The organism is Shigella sp. SIG6 (genome assembly GCF_053555815.1).
Map to the genome: position 1 here is coordinate 1 of NZ_JBQZXC010000002.1, position 15,711 is coordinate 15,711.

At 50.3% G+C, this 15,711-nt stretch carries 20 protein-coding genes and 1 pseudogene; 11 read left to right on the forward strand and 10 right to left on the reverse strand.

What is annotated here, in order from left to right; all coding sequences use genetic code 11:
• The 4 genes from ACUU1M_RS00475 to iraM all read left to right on the forward strand — a co-directional run.
• A partial coding sequence (locus tag ACUU1M_RS00475) for a DUF1398 family protein (RefSeq protein ID WP_231239881.1) occupies positions 1–296 on the forward strand: 296 nt, incomplete at its 5' end.
• 52 nt (positions 297–348) lie between these two features.
• On the forward strand, positions 349–459 hold the full coding sequence (ymgL, locus tag ACUU1M_RS00480) for a protein YmgL (protein ID WP_032157025.1): 111 nt from the start codon (positions 349–351) through the stop codon (positions 457–459).
• A 235-nt stretch (positions 460–694) separates the two neighbouring features.
• Complete coding sequence (locus ACUU1M_RS00485; protein WP_175057952.1) at positions 695–739, forward strand: hypothetical protein; 45 nt, start codon at positions 695–697, stop codon at positions 737–739.
• 252 nt (positions 740–991) lie between these two features.
• The gene (gene iraM / locus ACUU1M_RS00490; RefSeq protein ID WP_152028839.1) at positions 992–1,312 is read left to right on the forward strand and encodes an anti-adapter protein IraM; all 321 of its coding nucleotides are present in this window, start codon (positions 992–994) and stop codon (positions 1,310–1,312) included.
• A 67-nt stretch (positions 1,313–1,379) separates the two neighbouring features.
• On the opposite strand, the gene icd is transcribed toward iraM, so the two are convergent.
• On the reverse strand, positions 1,380–2,630 hold the full coding sequence (gene icd, locus ACUU1M_RS00495; protein WP_000444487.1) for an NADP-dependent isocitrate dehydrogenase: 1,251 nt from the start codon (positions 2,628–2,630) through the stop codon (positions 1,380–1,382).
• A gap of 171 nt (positions 2,631–2,801) precedes the next feature.
• Here icd and rluE point away from each other — a divergent pair, with 171 nt between their 5' ends.
• The 7 genes from rluE to phoQ all read left to right on the forward strand — a co-directional run bounded on the left by rluE (position 2,802) and on the right by phoQ (position 9,437).
• Positions 2,802–3,455: a 23S rRNA pseudouridine(2457) synthase RluE gene (gene rluE, locus ACUU1M_RS00500; RefSeq protein ID WP_001248669.1), complete on the forward strand. Its 654-nt coding sequence runs from the start codon at positions 2,802–2,804 to the stop codon at positions 3,453–3,455.
• A gap of 9 nt (positions 3,456–3,464) precedes the next feature.
• Entirely contained in the window at positions 3,465–3,926 is a 462-nt protein-coding gene (gene nudJ / locus ACUU1M_RS00505) for a phosphatase NudJ (protein ID WP_000476105.1), read from the forward strand.
• A 53-nt stretch (positions 3,927–3,979) separates the two neighbouring features.
• A complete protein-coding gene (mnmA, locus tag ACUU1M_RS00510) occupies positions 3,980–5,086 on the forward strand; it encodes a tRNA 2-thiouridine(34) synthase MnmA (protein WP_005078934.1) in 1,107 nt (368 codons plus the stop codon).
• A gap of 35 nt (positions 5,087–5,121) precedes the next feature.
• Positions 5,122–5,763: a high frequency lysogenization protein HflD gene (gene hflD / locus ACUU1M_RS00515; RefSeq protein WP_005047980.1), complete on the forward strand. Its 642-nt coding sequence runs from the start codon at positions 5,122–5,124 to the stop codon at positions 5,761–5,763.
• Positions 5,764–5,766: 3 nt separating this feature from the next.
• The gene (gene purB / locus ACUU1M_RS00520) at positions 5,767–7,137 is read left to right on the forward strand and encodes an adenylosuccinate lyase (RefSeq protein ID WP_152028838.1); all 1,371 of its coding nucleotides are present in this window, start codon (positions 5,767–5,769) and stop codon (positions 7,135–7,137) included.
• Positions 7,138–7,305: 168 nt separating this feature from the next.
• On the forward strand, positions 7,306–7,977 hold the full coding sequence (gene phoP / locus ACUU1M_RS00525) for a two-component system response regulator PhoP (protein ID WP_001265481.1): 672 nt from the start codon (positions 7,306–7,308) through the stop codon (positions 7,975–7,977).
• Complete coding sequence (gene phoQ, locus ACUU1M_RS00530) at positions 7,977–9,437, forward strand: two-component system sensor histidine kinase PhoQ (protein WP_000735424.1); 1,461 nt, start codon at positions 7,977–7,979, stop codon at positions 9,435–9,437. Before phoP ends, phoQ begins: the two co-directional genes overlap by 1 nt.
• Before the next feature lie 811 nt (positions 9,438–10,248).
• Here phoQ and ACUU1M_RS00535 read toward each other — a convergent pair.
• The 9 genes and pseudogenes from ACUU1M_RS00535 to ACUU1M_RS00575 form a co-directional block, all read right to left on the reverse strand.
• Complete coding sequence (locus ACUU1M_RS00535; protein ID WP_000133415.1) at positions 10,249–10,530, reverse strand: hypothetical protein; 282 nt, start codon at positions 10,528–10,530, stop codon at positions 10,249–10,251.
• A 13-nt stretch (positions 10,531–10,543) separates the two neighbouring features.
• Positions 10,544–12,205: pseudogene (locus ACUU1M_RS00540) on the reverse strand (terminase large subunit).
• Positions 12,189–12,545, reverse strand: coding sequence for a phage terminase small subunit P27 family (locus ACUU1M_RS00545; protein WP_000113644.1), 357 nt, complete (start codon positions 12,543–12,545; stop codon positions 12,189–12,191). Before ACUU1M_RS00545 ends, ACUU1M_RS00540 begins: the two are co-directional and overlap by 17 nt.
• Before the next feature lie 122 nt (positions 12,546–12,667).
• Positions 12,668–12,850, reverse strand: a complete 183-nt coding sequence (locus tag ACUU1M_RS00550; RefSeq protein WP_000174068.1) for a hypothetical protein — start codon at positions 12,848–12,850, stop codon at positions 12,668–12,670.
• Positions 12,834–13,274, reverse strand: a complete 441-nt coding sequence (locus tag ACUU1M_RS00555; RefSeq protein ID WP_001145905.1) for an HNH endonuclease signature motif containing protein — start codon at positions 13,272–13,274, stop codon at positions 12,834–12,836. The genes ACUU1M_RS00550 and ACUU1M_RS00555 overlap by 17 nt, the downstream gene beginning before the upstream one ends.
• A complete protein-coding gene (locus ACUU1M_RS00560; RefSeq protein ID WP_000134108.1) occupies positions 13,274–13,570 on the reverse strand; it encodes a head-tail connector protein in 297 nt (98 codons plus the stop codon). The genes ACUU1M_RS00555 and ACUU1M_RS00560 overlap by 1 nt, the downstream gene beginning before the upstream one ends.
• The gene (locus tag ACUU1M_RS00565) at positions 13,567–13,905 is read right to left on the reverse strand and encodes a phage head closure protein (RefSeq protein WP_001020662.1); all 339 of its coding nucleotides are present in this window, start codon (positions 13,903–13,905) and stop codon (positions 13,567–13,569) included. Before ACUU1M_RS00565 ends, ACUU1M_RS00560 begins: the two co-directional genes overlap by 4 nt.
• A complete protein-coding gene (locus ACUU1M_RS00570; protein WP_000267610.1) occupies positions 13,902–15,113 on the reverse strand; it encodes a phage portal protein in 1,212 nt (403 codons plus the stop codon). The genes ACUU1M_RS00565 and ACUU1M_RS00570 overlap by 4 nt, the downstream gene beginning before the upstream one ends.
• Position 15,114: 1 nt before the next feature.
• A complete protein-coding gene (locus tag ACUU1M_RS00575; protein WP_000504054.1) occupies positions 15,115–15,687 on the reverse strand; it encodes an HK97 family phage prohead protease in 573 nt (190 codons plus the stop codon).
• Positions 15,688–15,711 lie beyond the last annotated feature (24 nt).

Below are 15,711 nucleotides of genomic sequence, written 5' to 3' on the forward strand. Positions count from 1 at the left end.
ATTATCTGGCTACGGATAACATCAGAATTATTACTCACGATGACACGGTTTTGTTATTAAGAGGAACCAGGAACCTGTTAAAAGTTAGTACGACCAAGAACCCTGCTAAAATAAAAGAGGCCGCATTGCTTCATATTTGCGGAAAATCTACATTTCGGGAATACTGTTCAACACTAGCAGGCGCGGGCGTTTTCCGTTGGGTTACTGATGTTAATCATAACAAACGCAGTTACTACGCCATTGATAATACGCTTTTATATATTGAAGATGTAGAAAATAATAAACCATTAATCTAGCTAAAGTTGGATGCTTAAGAAATGCTTCATAATTCAGTAAGGCATTAGCATAATGGGAATAAAAGTACAGAGACTATCCCTATGGATGATAAATACTGTCCTTTTATTGCTACCCATAAATAATCACCAGGCCCATACTATCAAATTGATATTTGAAATGTGATCACTTGACTTTTTATACGTTATTTTATAACGGTTAATATATTTATAAAAACAACGGGTGTGCCATACGCTCGTTTCAATACTTAACGCATATGTGTTTTGGTTTAGTCATCATCCAGTTATATGTATTTTAGCCAGGAACAGGTTAAACCTTTCCTATATAACTCAAAAATTGAAACCTTATTCTCATGTCATGTTTATATTCATTATTATCGTTATATAAAAAGGCAACCATAATGTTTAGCAAATTGGCACCAAGTAGCATAAAGGCTATGTTTTAATTACAGGATGTTCAGTCATTTGAATGTATAACATTATAGCTAAACAAATCTAAAACGAAGTGAATAATTTATTGTTTTCACTAAATCTCATTTTGTTTAACATCCATTGAGATTCCTTGCTTTAAATTTTGTTTTATATAAGCAATCGTTTTAATTAATTTATTTTTTGAAGGGGTAATATACTCATATGCAAAATAAAGAAATGAACATCCAAATGAACTATATTAAATACCGTGGGATAAGACATAACAAATGAAGTGGGTAGTAATTGACACGGTAATTCAACCTACATGCGGCATATCTTTTTCAGCCATATGGGGTGATATGAAAATGATCATCTGGTATCAATCTACTATATTTCTTCCTCCTGGAAGGATATTTACACCGGTTAAGCTTGGTATTATCCTTAAGGAAAAAGAATATCCTATTACTATTTATAACATTGCACCATTCAACAAGAATTTATGGAGTTTACTCAAAAGCAGTCAAGAGTGTCCTTCAGGAGAAAGCGAAATAACAAATAAATGTTTGCATAAGAGTTGTATTATAAAAATATGCTCGATATGCTATTAATAATATCCACATAAATAAAACAACGGGCGTGTTATACGCCCGTTTAAATATTTAACACATGTAGTGATTACATATTCTTGATGATCGCATCACCAAACTCTGAACATTTCAGCAGTTTAGCGCCTTCCATCAGACGCTCGAAGTCATAGGTTACGGTCTTGGCGTTGATCGCGCCTTCCATACCTTTAACAATCAGGTCTGCGGCTTCAGTCCAGCCCATATGGCGTAACATCATCTCAGCGGAGAGAATAATAGAGCCAGGGTTTACTTTGTCCTGACCGGCGTATTTCGGCGCAGTACCGTGGGTGGCTTCAAACAGGGCGCATTCGTCACCGATGTTTGCTCCAGGGGCGATACCGATACCGCCAACCTGCGCTGCCAGAGCGTCAGAAATGTAGTCACCGTTCAGGTTCATACAGGCGATAACATCATATTCAGCCGGACGCAGCAGGATCTGTTGCAGGAATGCATCAGCAATCACGTCTTTAATGACGATCTCTTTGCCGGTATTCGGGTTTTTAACTTTCAGCCACGGGCCGCCGTCGATCAGTTCACCGCCAAATTCTTCACGCGCCAGCTGGTAGCCCCAGTCTTTAAACGCGCCTTCGGTGAACTTCATGATGTTGCCTTTGTGCACCAAGGTCACAGAGTCACGATCGTTAGCAATTGCGTATTCGATCGCTGCACGAACCAGACGTTTGGTGCCTTCTTCAGAACACGGCTTAATACCGATACCGCAATGTTCCGGGAAGCGAATTTTCTTCACGCCCATCTCTTCACGCAGGAATTTAATCACTTTCTCGGCGTCGGCAGAGTCAGCTTTCCATTCGATACCCGCATAAATGTCTTCCGAGTTTTCACGGAAGATAACCATATCGGTCAGTTCAGGGTGTTTAACCGGGCTTGGAGTGCCCTGATAGTAACGTACCGGACGCAGGCAGATGTAGAGATCCAGTTCCTGACGCAGGGCAACGTTGAGAGAACGAATACCGCCACCAACCGGAGTGGTCAGCGGGCCTTTAATGGCAACGCGATATTCACGAATCAGATCAAGGGTTTCAGCAGGCAGCCAGACATCCTGACCATAAACCTGTGTGGATTTTTCACCGGTGTAAATTTCCATCCAGGAGATTTTACGCTCGCCTTTATAGGCTTTCTCGACTGCAGCGTCGACCACTTTCAGCATGGCTGGGGTTACATCTACACCGATTCCATCACCTTCAATGTAAGGGATAATCGGATTTTCAGGAACGTTGAGTTTGCCGTTTTGCAGGGTGATCTTCTTGCCTTGTGCCGGAACAACTACTTTACTTTCCATTCACCTCTCCTTCGAGCGCTACTGGTTTGCTCGTCTGCCACCACGTTGCATATGCGTTTGCGTCCTGCGATACGGATGCTTTAGAGCAATTTTTTGTTAATGATTTGTAATTGACTTGTCAATACTACCCTATTGTTTGCCGTCATGAAAGATGCGCATTATTAGGCTATAATGCGGCAATTCATAATCTCTGAAAATACCATGCAAAAAACTTCTTTTAGAAATCACCAGGTTAAGCGATTCAGCTCGCAACGTTCTACCAGGCGTAAACATGAAAACCAGCCCACGCGTGTGATCCTCTTCAATAAACCCTACGATGTTCTTCCGCAGTTCACCGATGAAGCCGGACGCAAAACATTAAAAGAATTCATCCCGGTTCAGGGCGTTTATGCAGCAGGTCGCCTTGACCGCGATAGCGAAGGGTTGCTGGTGCTGACCAATAACGGCGCGTTGCAGGCGCGTTTAACCCAGCCGGGTAAACGCACCGGAAAAATCTATTATGTGCAGGTGGAAGGTATTCCCACACAAGACGCACTTGAAGCCTTGCGCAATGGCGTAACCTTAAATGATGGCCCTACCCTGCCCGCAGGCGCGGAGCTGGTTGACGAACCCGCGTGGTTATGGCCGCGGAATCCACCAATTCGTGAACGCAAAAGTATTCCCACCAGCTGGCTGAAGATCACCTTATATGAAGGACGTAATCGCCAGGTGCGCCGCATGACCGCCCATGTTGGTTTCCCCACGCTGCGACTGATTCGCTATGCGATGGGAGATTACTCTTTGGATAATCTTGCCAATGGCGAATGGCGAGAAGTGACAGATTAAGGATGCAAAATGTTTAAACCGCACGTTACCGTTGCTTGCGTGGTGCACGCAGAAGGCAAATTTTTAGTCGTTGAAGAGACGATTAATGGTAAAGCGTTATGGAACCAACCTGCCGTGCATCTGGAAGCCGATGAAACCTTAGTGGAAGCCGCCGCCCGTGAACTGTGGGAAGAAACCGGCATCAGCGCGCAGCCGCAACACTTTATTCGTATGCATCAGTGGATTGCGCCAGATAAAACGCCGTTTTTGCGTTTCCTCTTTGCCATTGAGCTTGAGCAAATATGCCCGACCCAGCCTCATGACAGCGATATCGACTGCTGCCGTTGGGTCAGCGCCGAAGAAATTTTACAGGCGTCAAATCTTCGTTCGCCGCTGGTGGCGGAAAGTATTCGTTGTTATCAAAGCGGGCAACGTTATCCGCTGGAGATGATTGGCGATTTTAACTGGCCTTTTACAAAGGGTGTCATCTAAAAGGCTGCGTGATAGAATACGCCGCCTTGAAGTTCAATGTCGTGAGTGATCCAATGTCTGAAACCGCAAAAAAAGTAATCGTCGGCATGTCCGGCGGTGTCGATTCCTCCGTTTCTGCCTGGCTGTTGCAACAACAGGGATATCAGGTCGAAGGCCTGTTTATGAAGAACTGGGAAGAAGACGACGGTGAGGAATATTGCACAGCGGCAGCGGATCTGGCTGATGCCCAGGCGGTCTGCGACAAGCTCGGCATTGAACTGCACACCGTTAACTTTGCTGCCGAGTACTGGGACAACGTCTTCAAACTGTTCCTTGCCGAATATAAAGCCGGTCGCACGCCGAATCCGGATATTCTGTGCAACAAGGAGATCAAATTTAAAGCCTTCCTCGAATTTGCCGCCGAAGATTTAGGTGCCGATTATATCGCTACCGGTCATTACGTACGTCGGGCCGATGTCGATGGCAAGAGCCGCCTGCTGCGTGGTCTGGACAGCAATAAAGACCAGAGCTACTTCCTTTATACGCTCAGCCATGAGCAGATTGCGCAAAGCCTGTTCCCGGTCGGCGAACTGGAAAAACCGCAGGTGCGTAAGATTGCTGAAGATCTTGGTCTGGTCACCGCGAAGAAAAAAGACTCTACCGGCATTTGCTTCATTGGCGAACGTAAATTCCGCGAGTTCCTGGGCCGTTATCTCCCGGCGCAACCGGGCAAAATCATTACCGTCGATGGCGATGAAATTGGTGAGCACCAGGGGCTGATGTATCACACTCTCGGTCAGCGTAAAGGTCTGGGTATCGGTGGCACCAAAGAAGGCACCGAAGAACCGTGGTATGTGGTGGACAAAGACGTCGAAAACAACATTCTGGTTGTCGCTCAGGGCCATGAACACCCGCGGCTGATGTCTGTCGGGTTGATTGCCCAGCAGCTGCACTGGGTCGATCGCGAACCATTCACCGGCACTATGCGTTGCACGGTAAAAACCCGCTATCGCCAGACCGACATTCCGTGCACCGTCAAGGCGCTGGACGACGATCGCATTAAAGTGATTTTCGATGAGCCGGTTGCCGCCGTGACGCCGGGCCAGTCTGCCGTCTTCTATAACGGTGAAGTGTGCCTCGGTGGCGGTATTATTGAGCAGCGTCTGCCGCTACCGGTCTGATTATTATCTTTACTTAAAACAAGGAAGCAGTGAACGTGGCAAAGAATTACTATGACATCACCCTCGCCCTGGCCGGTATTTGTCAGTCGGCACGCCTGGTGCAACAACTCGCTCACCAGGGGCATTGTGATGCCGATGCGCTACACGTCTCACTCAACAGTATTATTGATATGAACCCCAGCTCGACGCTGGCGGTTTTTGGCGGTAGCGAAGCCAACCTGCGCGTCGGGCTGGAAACCCTGCTCGGCGTGCTCAATGCCAGCAGTTGCCAGGGCTTAAACGCCGAATTAACCCGCTACACACTCAGCTTGATGGTGCTTGAGCGCAAACTCTCCTCAGCGAAAGGCGCGCTCGACACTCTGGGCAACCGGATCAACGGCCTGCAACGCCAGCTCGAACACTTCGATTTACAGTCCGAAACGCTGATGAGCGCGATGGCTGCTATCTATGTTGATGTGATCAGCCCGCTTGGCCCGCGCATTCAGGTCACCGGTTCCCCTGCTGTACTGCAAAGCCCACAAGTGCAGGCGAAAGTTCGCGCAACCCTGCTGGCAGGCATTCGCGCCGCCGTGCTCTGGCACCAGGTCGGCGGCGGACGTCTACAACTGATGTTTTCTCGTAATCGCCTGACCACTCAGGCAAAACAAATTCTTGCTCATTTAACCCCGGAGTTGTGATCTATGGAATTATCCTCACTGACCGCCGTTTCCCCTGTCGATGGACGCTACGGCGATAAAGTCAGCGCGCTGCGCGGGATTTTCAGCGAATATGGTTTGCTGAAATTCCGTGTACAAGTTGAAGTACGTTGGCTGCAAAAACTGGCCGCGCACGCAGCGATCAAGGAAGTTCCTGCTTTTGCTGCCGACGCAATCGGTTACCTTGATGCAATTGTCGCCAATTTCAGCGAAGAAGATGCCGCACTCATCAAAACCATCGAGCGTACCACTAACCACGACGTTAAAGCGGTTGAGTATTTCCTGAAAGAAAAAGTGGCGGAGATCCCGGAACTGCACGCGGTTTCTGAATTCATCCACTTTGCCTGTACTTCGGAAGATATCAATAACCTCTCCCACGCATTAATGCTGAAAACCGCGCGTGATGAAGTGATCCTGCCGTACTGGCGTCAACTGATTGATGGCATTAAAGATCTCGCCGTTCAGTACCGCGATATCCCGCTGCTGTCTCGTACCCACGGTCAGCCAGCCACGCCGTCAACCATCGGTAAAGAGATGGCAAACGTCGCCTACCGTATGGAGCGCCAGCACCGCCAGCTTAACCAGGTGGAGATCCTCGGCAAAATCAACGGCGCGGTCGGTAACTATAACGCCCACATCGCCGCTTACCCGGAAGTTGACTGGCATCAGTTCAGCGAAGAGTTCGTCACCTCGCTGGGTATTCAATGGAACCCGTACACTACCCAGATTGAACCGCACGACTACATTGCCGAACTGTTTGATTGCGTTGCGCGCTTCAACACCATTCTGATCGACTTTGACCGTGACGTCTGGGGTTATATCGCCCTTAACCACTTCAAACAGAAAACCATTGCTGGTGAGATTGGTTCTTCCACCATGCCGCATAAAGTTAACCCGATCGACTTCGAAAACTCCGAAGGGAATCTGGGCCTTTCCAACGCGGTATTGCAGCATCTGGCAAGCAAACTGCCGGTTTCCCGCTGGCAGCGTGACCTGACCGACTCCACCGTGCTGCGTAACCTCGGCGTGGGTATCGGTTATGCGCTGATTGCGTATCAATCCACCCTGAAAGGCGTGAGCAAACTGGAAGTGAACCGTGACCATCTGCTGGATGAGCTGGATCACAACTGGGAAGTGCTGGCAGAACCAATCCAGACAGTTATGCGTCGCTATGGCATCGAAAAACCGTACGAGAAGCTGAAAGAGCTTACTCGCGGTAAGCGCGTTGACGCCGAAGGCATGAAGCAGTTTATCGATGGTCTGGCGTTGCCAGAAGAAGAGAAAGCCCGCCTGAAAGCGATGACGCCGGCTAACTATATTGGTCGAGCTATCACGATGGTTGATGAGCTGAAATAAGCCTCAAATCAGTGCCGGATGGCGATGCTGTCCGGCCTGCTTATTAAGATTATCCACTTTTTCTTTTTTCACTTTACCTCCCCTCCCCGCTGGTTTATTTAATGTTTACCCCCATAAACACATAATCGCGTTACACTATTTTAATAATTAAGACAGGGAGAAATAAAAATGCGCGTACTGGTTGTTGAAGACAACGCGTTGTTACGTCACCACCTTAAAGTTCAGATTCAGGATGCTGGTCATCAGGTCGATGACGCAGAAGATGCCAAAGAAGCCGATTATTATCTCAATGAACATTTACCGGATATTGCGATTGTCGATCTCGGATTGCCTGACGAGGACGGTCTGTCACTGATTCGCCGCTGGCGTAGCAACGATGTTTCACTGCCGATTCTGGTATTAACCGCCCGTGAAAGCTGGCAGGACAAAGTCGAAGTATTAAGTGCCGGTGCTGATGATTACGTGACTAAACCGTTTCATATTGAAGAGGTGATGGCGCGAATGCAGGCATTAATGCGGCGTAATAGCGGTCTGGCTTCACAGGTCATTTCGCTCCCCCCGTTTCAGGTTGATCTCTCTCGCCGTGAATTATCTATTAATGACGAAGTGATCAAACTGACCGCGTTCGAATACACCATTATGGAAACGTTGATACGCAATAATGGCAAAGTGGTCAGCAAAGATTCGTTAATGCTACAACTCTATCCGGATGCGGAGCTGCGGGAAAGCCATACCATTGATGTACTGATGGGACGTCTGCGCAAAAAAATTCAGGCACAATATCCGCAAGAAGTCATTACCACCGTTCGCGGCCAGGGCTACCTGTTCGAATTGCGCTGATGAAAAAATTACTGCGTCTTTTTTTCCCGCTCTCGCTGCGGGTACGTTTTCTGTTGGCAACGGCAGCGGTAGTACTGGTGCTTTCGCTTGCCTACGGAATGGTCGCGCTGATCGGTTATAGCGTCAGTTTCGATAAAACTACGTTTCGGCTGTTACGTGGCGAGAGCAATCTGTTCTATACCCTTGCGCAGTGGGAAAACAATAAGTTGCATGTCGAGTTACCCGAAAATATCGACAAGCAAAGCCCCACCATGACGCTAATTTATGATGAGAACGGGCAGCTTTTATGGGCGCAACGTGACGTGCCCTGGCTGATGAAAATGATCCAGCCTGACTGGCTGAAATCGAATGGTTTTCATGAAATTGAAGCGGATGTTAACGATACCAGCCTCTTGCTGAGTGGAGATCATTCGATACAGCAACAGTTGCAGGAAGTGCGGGAAGATGATGACGACGCGGAGATGACCCACTCGGTGGCGGTAAACGTCTACCCGGCAACATCGCGGATGCCAAAATTAACCATTGTGGTGGTGGATACCATTCCGGTGGAGCTAAAAAGTTCCTATATGGTCTGGAGCTGGTTTATCTATGTGCTCTCAGCCAATCTGCTGTTAGTGATCCCGCTGCTGTGGGTCGCCGCCTGGTGGAGTTTACGCCCCATCGAAGCCCTGGCAAAAGAAGTCCGCGAACTGGAAGAACATAACCGCGAATTGCTCAATCCAGCCACAACGCGAGAACTGACCAGTCTGGTACGAAACCTGAACCGATTGTTAAAAAGTGAACGCGAACGTTACGACAAATACCGTACGACGCTCACCGACCTGACCCATAGTCTGAAAACGCCACTGGCGGTGCTGCAAAGTACGCTGCGTTCTCTGCGTAGTGAAAAGATGAGCGTCAGTGATGCTGAGCCGGTAATGCTGGAGCAAATCAGCCGCATTTCACAGCAAATTGGCTACTACCTGCATCGTGCCAGTATGCGCGGCGGGACATTGCTCAGCCGCGAGCTGCATCCGGTCGCCCCACTGCTGGACAATCTCACCTCAGCGCTGAACAAAGTGTATCAACGCAAAGGGGTCAATATCTCTCTCGATATTTCGCCAGAGATCAGCTTTGTCGGTGAGCAGAACGATTTTGTCGAGGTGATGGGCAACGTGCTGGATAATGCCTGTAAATATTGCCTCGAGTTTGTCGAAATTTCTGCAAGGCAAACCGACGAGCATCTCTATATTGTGGTCGAGGATGATGGCCCCGGTATTCCATTAAGCAAGCGAGAGATCATTTTCGACCGTGGTCAACGGGTTGATACTTTACGCCCTGGGCAAGGTGTAGGGCTGGCGGTAGCCCGCGAAATCACCGAGCAATATGAGGGTAAAATCGTCGCCGGAGAGAGCATGCTGGGCGGTGCGCGGATGGAGGTGATTTTTGGTCGCCAGCATTCTGCGCCGAAAGATGAATAAATATGTCCTTTTATCACTACATCAAGTCAAGTCAAGTCAAGCCATTGATTCGATTAAACAATTTTCATTGAAAAAGTGCCAAAAATCGCAAATTGACTACACCATTAACTACACCGTTCGGTGCACTGTATGAAACAACGTGGAACAAATAGACACAAGAAATATACAGGCGGGTAATCTTTCCAGGGGGAAGCGCACCAATTCATGAGGGGCGTTAATGTCGATATGGGGATCCCCATAACGGGGCTACCGGATTTTTTTTCCGGTTAACCTTTAATCAGGCTGGTGGGTTTTACATACCCTTGATCACCGTAATGATGATCCAGATGTGCACCTTTTCCACCAATGGCGGAAAAGCTCCAACCGTAACGATGATCGCTATGGTTGCCTCGATGGTCTGCGTGGTCATTATGACCGTTCAGCCAGTGACCTTAATCAGAATTTTTCGCTAAAAAATGACGTTGGCCACGTCATCCGGAAAGCACAAAATCACGTCGATTTTTAATGAACGGTTAAACCGTCTTTTTGTCACGGTGTGTCACTGGTTGTCACTCTCCGTCACGATTGAGGTGGTGGTCATTCTGCCCGACCGCGCATTTTTGCGCTATCGGGAATATCAAACAGTTACCTCGCCGACTTCCTCAAATTGAGGTTTCCGAAAATATCAGAGCGGGTTAGCGATTAAGCTGACGAGTAATTAAACTGCGAAAATTTCGTAGTTTGTGAATATATTCCGGCCTGCTGGTTAACAGTCCTCAGATGTGAGGGATGTAGCCAGCGCAATTTTGCGCTTTGCTTTAATCTCAGTGAGTTACCGCCGTAACCGCTCCGGCTTCTTCCAGTGGTACGTGATTTTCTCCTTCTCCCGATACAGTTCAACGCGGCGATTGTAGGCCAGCATTTCCAGAACGCGGATCCGTATGTCGCGCATATCCGCATCATTAAGCTGGATACCATCACGGCGCATCACCTCAGCAACAACACGCGCATAATTTTCGGCTGTCACGCTGTCCGGCTGCGTGGTCTGTTCGTCAGCCTGCTGGCTGATTCCAGAGACGCGGCGGATTAATCGCAGTATTTCGGCTTCTGTCATGCTGCTGACCTCATTACACCCCGCTAAATTCTTCCAGTTTCTGGCGGTGGCTGTCGCTTATATCAAAAGCAAAAGCCTCATGCTCTGCCTGGAATGTACCAAACGCCATCAGCACCGCTACGCTCGGGTCTATCTTGTTCGGTGATTTTTTCTTGTTCGGCTTGATATTGGCGTTCGCGTCACTCTGCATCACGACGTTACTCATCGACCAGGACAACACCGGATCGCCACGATGCACAATCACCCTGCGGTTAACAAAAACTTCGAACGATTTCGCCGCCGGACTGAATCTGAGGTAGGTTTGCGGGAACGGCTCCACCTCAAAACCAGCCCCCTGTAATTGCGTCCTGAGATGCGTGGCGTTCCACGTATCAAAGCCCACCAGCCTGATATTAAATTTCTCCGCATCCTGCATGATGTCATCTCTGATCCGGTCGTAATCAATGCAGTCACCTGGCGTTGTGCGTATCCAGCCCGCTTTAGCCCACTGGCGATAGACAGCGCGGTTTTTATTGGCGGGGTTCTGTAGCTGGAACTCCGGCAGATAATGACGGGAAATCAGCATAATGGTTTTACCGACCGGAAAGGCATAGCATACGCTGGAAATATCGCTGGTTGATGATAAGTCCAGCCCCGCGTAACACTCCTGACCGTGTAAATCTTCCTCCGTGAACGTTCCGGCACACTCAGCCCATGCACCATTACCCATCCACGGGGTAGTCCCCTGACACCAGATATTAAATCGCTTTGTCATCATCTCCACCCACTGCGACGGAATACCCCGCGCTTTCTGGATGGTTGAGGCCAGTTTTTCACGATCCACGGAAACATCAATATTAGGGTTCGCCTTTATCCACATCGCCGGATCATCAACCTCGTTTTCGTCGTCCAGTTCGTAAATCAGTACAAAAATTGAATCGTTGACCTCTTCGCCGTCCAGGATCTGGCAGCAATAATCATAGTGCTGTTTACAGGCTGAAACGACGTTACTGCCCGATGTGGTAATGGCAAATAACAGCCCTTCGGGACGTGCGCCCATCCCCAGCTCAAGCGCGGAATAAACGCCGTTATCGGGGTGTAGGTGGTATTAGTCCACGATGGAAAGACTGGGGTTTGTCCCCTCGATGGTTGCCGCTTTTGCTGCCAGCGGCTTTAACAGGCTGTTGCTTTTCGGGTGTATCACCTTATGCGTCTGAATATTCACCCGCCTGCGTAACGGTCGGGATAAAAGGCACATCTGACGCGCATCATCAAACACGATCCGCGCCTGGTCACGGCTCACCGCTGCGGTGTAGATATCCTGCTGACCGTTCTCCATAATCAGAAACCAGTTAGCCAGAATCGCGGCGGTCGTGGATTTCGCATTTTTGCGCGGCACTTCGATAAAGGCGCTCGTGTATTTGCGCCGTCCGGTGGCCTTAACCTTAAAGCCGAGGATGCACGCAAAGGCGAACTGCTGCCACGGCTCCAGCTCAATGGGTCTGCCACGCATCGGTCCTTTTACGTGCGGGCACACCCTGGAAAAGGCAATAAACCGCTCCACAACCTCACGATCGAACGTGTAAAGGGGGCTTTTAAGGTCCGAAAAGTACCGTTTAACAGCCTGTTTTAACCGTTTACAGGCCGGAATTTTGCCCGTTTTTACGTCTTCTGCGTACTTATTCCAGGCAGTCAAGCTCGTCCTCTTCTTCTGTTTCCGGTGGATTTTTACGGCGGCTTATCGGGTCAAAACCGAGCAAGGAGGCCATTTTTATCATCACTCTTTCAGCGTCGGATTTTGCGCTTAATGCGGGGTTTCTGCTCTCGCCGCCCTGACTGTTAACAATGCTGAACCCGCGCGCCGCAAGGTCTGCAACGGCTTTCCGGTAAATGGAGTAGTTGACGCAATACAGTTCCAGATTGCTCCAGTCGGCGGGGGTCAGGTCTCCCCGTTCCGCAAGCTGCCGCGATTTTTCCCGCCACTGCTTCACGGCGATATCATCCAGGTAGGCGGGGGCTTTCGGTGGTCTTGCCATGCTTATTTTTCGTCAGATTATTTTTCAAAAAATTCCCGTGCATAAAAATTTGGGGAGGCGTTCGGTGCCCGGCGGGGTCGGGTTTGTCCTGAAAACGCCCCCCACCCCATCATACAGCCTCATCAGCGATTGCGGAAACATTCCATAACCTCGCGGTCACGGTCGGTTAATCGCTTCGCTGTGATGCGTTCTGCGCGTCCTGACGCTTTATCTTTATGCCCTGTTTCCTGTGTCTTCCATGCGTCACGCTGCCTTATAAGTCCACGGATAAGGCGGTTTTGTTCCCGCTCATTCATCAGCGTCATACATCCAGTTATTGCGGTTAGCAGCCCGTTCTTCCTCTTCACGAAATCCACCTGCGGCACGCTTGCTTTTTGTTGCCGGATCAAGCCATTTCGTTTTCTGGTTATGACACGCCTGGCACAATGGTTGATGGTTCCATTCGGGCCAGAAGAGAACATCATCACCGCCATTAATCGGGATAATGTGATCCACCACCACGGCGGGCGTATATATCCCCTTCTCAAGGCATCGCACGCATAACGGGTTTTTACTCAGATACATGGCGCGGTATTTGTCCCACTGTCTGGAATATCCACGCGCGCGGCGGTGTCCTCGTCTGGCATCCTCTGCACGCCATGCCGCCCGCCTGTGCTCCTCACACTTGCCGGATTTAACGCGCCTGTTACAGCCTGGTTCTGTGCATCGTCTTAATGGTTGCCACGGCATCAGTACACCCCCACATCACGGTAAGCCGTCCAGAGTGCGCCTATCGTCATGGGTACGCGTGTTTTTGCGTTATCCGCGACAATCTGGCGATTTTCATACAGGTGAGCGATAAACATCATGCAGCCAATCTTTATGGCTGGCGTGAACGCCAGCCCGTCATCAAAGCGCCTGCCTATGTGTATCTGGCACGCCTCAAGCGATGCGGCAATGTATCCGCTGATTAACTGGTCTTCATCGTCGCCATCGATGCGGCAATGGAGTTTCACTTCTTCCAGGGTGATAAGTTCTTCTGTCATTTTTCCGCGCCCTCACGACAAAGAATTTCAAGGCGTGTCCTGGCGGCATCCGGCAGCGGCTGCCCGATGATATTCAGTACACGCCCCGCCAGCGGCCCCGTACTGACCTTTATCCGGCTGGTGGCGTTGATGTCCTTCCGGTACCGTATCCAGATCCTTACGGTACCAATCGCCAGCTCTGCGCCCGATGAAATGGCCTCCTTGCTGCTGACCATGTTCACGCTTGCCCAGAGTGTGTGACCGTCCTCCCACGTTTCGAGTATTTCGCCGGTTATATCCCTGGTCTGTTTCAGGGTCTGAATCGTTATCCTGTCACGCAGTCGCCCTATGTTCATTCCGGTTTTTCTCCCTCGCTGATTTTTACTTCCTGTTTCCATGCCTGGCTGAACTCATCACCACCATCACGCGGTGACAGCCCTTCACGTTCGCGGGCTTCGTTCGGACACATAACGCCGGATTTTATGCCGCGCTCATAGGTGGCAAAGCGTTCGCCAGGTGTGGCCCGTAACAGGTCCGCGCTGTCAAACTCCACCTGATACCGGATACCAGGTACAGGCGAGGCCACCAGCAAGGCGTTTTTTATCTGCTGCTCAAAGTTCGCCAGCCACGGGCGCATCGTCATGGTGAGAAATGCGCGGCTTGCCTCGCTGAAGTTGCTGTAGGTGCTGTTGCTGTATTCCTGCAAAAAAATCGGCGAGACATTGAACATTCGGGCGATGTCTTCAATGGTGAAGCGACGGGAGGCCAGCCATTCGGCATCCTGATTACTCATGCCCAGCTGCTGATAGCTCATCCCCCCTTCAAGGATGGGCGTTTTTCCGGCGTTTCTGGCCCCTTTGTAGCGTTCCAGTGCGGCTAATGCCTGTTTGCCCTTCACGCCGTCCAGCCATTCGCCTGACGTGATAACCCCTGCCGCCATCATGCCATCACGCATCACGCTCGCGCCGTGGCGTTGTTGGGCCAGCCCAAGCCCCAGCGATTCGCGGCAGATGGTTACAGGTGAGCGCCCCATAAAACCGTCATCCGTGGAGTAACGAAGGTGGAGAACCTCCCACGGTAAATAGTTGCGGGTGTTTCCGGTGTAGGCGTCAGTGATGCAGTAGCGCCAGTTATGATCACCTGTCTGCTCCACGTTCACCGACTGCGGCGGGTAAGGATGTAAAGCCGCCGGAAAACCATCACGCCCCCACTGAATAACCGCATAAGCATTACCACTTAACAGGCAGTGGCGGATCATCATTCGCTTAAACTGGTAGGGTGTCTGCCACGCGTTCGGGCGCTCGTTGAGGATGTGATCGACCGGATGAGAATCAAGCCATTCGCGGGCCTCCTTCCCCTTCTCATTGCGTACCAGGTACAGGTAACACGGCATGGTAGCCACCGCCTCAGAGATGACCGTGACGGCGTTCATGACGGCGGGGAGTGATTCCGCTGTCCCAGATGATACGTACTCACCCGCCCCCGTGTTCGATGTGCCGGCCAGCGCCATAAATTCATCAAGCGTCATGCTGCGCTGCTCTTTTTTTCGTCTGAAAGGCCACATATCACACCCCCGCTAAATCCGCCCACCAGCGGCGATTATCCGCACGCGGCATTTTTTCGGGGTGCTGCTCATACAGGGAACGGCGGGCCAGCTCCACGCCGGAATCGGGGTAAGCCGGTACCGATGTAACGGTAATTTCGTACAGTTCCGCCACCAGCACGGTGCGCACGCATGGATCTGTTGTGGTATCCCATACATCCTTACGGGAGCGAAAGCCAAAGCTCATCCCCGAGATGTCCCCACGCTTAACCAGTTCGATAACGTCGCGCCCTGTACTGGTATCCGGTGGGGTCAGTTCAAAGCGTAACCCTGTTTCGTCCTCTTCCAGTTTCAGCGTGCCGGAACGGGTGCGCCCCAGTAACATGCTGTGGTCATGCTCATACAGGCCGCGAACGTCATTACCCGCCGCAAGCCATTCAGTAAACGCCCCCCGCTGGAATTTTTCGTAAAACTCACCCCATAACAGTTCTGAAAGCTTATCCCAGCGAACAACGTAGCCCGTCAGCGTGCCGGCTCCGCTGGTGGTGATTTCCGATGACCGGATTTCCATACTCTTCATAATTTTTTCACCCATAAAACACTAAAGGGGCTTTTTAGC

Bases quoted from the DNA above. Each gene is read 5' to 3' on its own strand.
- phoP (WP_001265481.1), top strand. From the start codon at position 7,306: ATGCGCGTACTGGTTGTTGAAGACAACGCGTTGTTACGTCACCACCTT.
- icd (WP_000444487.1), bottom strand. From the start codon at position 2,630: ATGGAAAGTAAAGTAGTTGTTCCGGCACAAGGCAAGAAGATCACCCTG.
- ACUU1M_RS00555 (WP_001145905.1), bottom strand. From the start codon at position 13,274: ATGCCGTGGCAACCATTAAGACGATGCACAGAACCAGGCTGTAACAGG.
- ACUU1M_RS00565 (WP_001020662.1), bottom strand. From the start codon at position 13,905: ATGAACATAGGGCGACTGCGTGACAGGATAACGATTCAGACCCTGAAA.
- phoQ (WP_000735424.1), top strand. From the start codon at position 7,977: ATGAAAAAATTACTGCGTCTTTTTTTCCCGCTCTCGCTGCGGGTACGT.
- mnmA (WP_005078934.1), top strand. From the start codon at position 3,980: ATGTCTGAAACCGCAAAAAAAGTAATCGTCGGCATGTCCGGCGGTGTC.
- ACUU1M_RS00575 (WP_000504054.1), bottom strand. From the start codon at position 15,687: ATGGGTGAAAAAATTATGAAGAGTATGGAAATCCGGTCATCGGAAATC.
- ACUU1M_RS00535 (WP_000133415.1), bottom strand. From the start codon at position 10,530: ATGACAGAAGCCGAAATACTGCGATTAATCCGCCGCGTCTCTGGAATC.
- nudJ (WP_000476105.1), top strand. From the start codon at position 3,465: ATGTTTAAACCGCACGTTACCGTTGCTTGCGTGGTGCACGCAGAAGGC.
- ymgL (WP_032157025.1), top strand. From the start codon at position 349: ATGGGAATAAAAGTACAGAGACTATCCCTATGGATGATAAATACTGTC.
- ACUU1M_RS00550 (WP_000174068.1), bottom strand. From the start codon at position 12,850: ATGACGCTGATGAATGAGCGGGAACAAAACCGCCTTATCCGTGGACTT.
- ACUU1M_RS00545 (WP_000113644.1), bottom strand. From the start codon at position 12,545: ATGGCAAGACCACCGAAAGCCCCCGCCTACCTGGATGATATCGCCGTG.
- ACUU1M_RS00570 (WP_000267610.1), bottom strand. From the start codon at position 15,113: ATGTGGCCTTTCAGACGAAAAAAAGAGCAGCGCAGCATGACGCTTGAT.
- rluE (WP_001248669.1), top strand. From the start codon at position 2,802: ATGCGGCAATTCATAATCTCTGAAAATACCATGCAAAAAACTTCTTTT.
- purB (WP_152028838.1), top strand. From the start codon at position 5,767: ATGGAATTATCCTCACTGACCGCCGTTTCCCCTGTCGATGGACGCTAC.
- iraM (WP_152028839.1), top strand. From the start codon at position 992: ATGAAGTGGGTAGTAATTGACACGGTAATTCAACCTACATGCGGCATA.
- ACUU1M_RS00560 (WP_000134108.1), bottom strand. From the start codon at position 13,570: ATGACAGAAGAACTTATCACCCTGGAAGAAGTGAAACTCCATTGCCGC.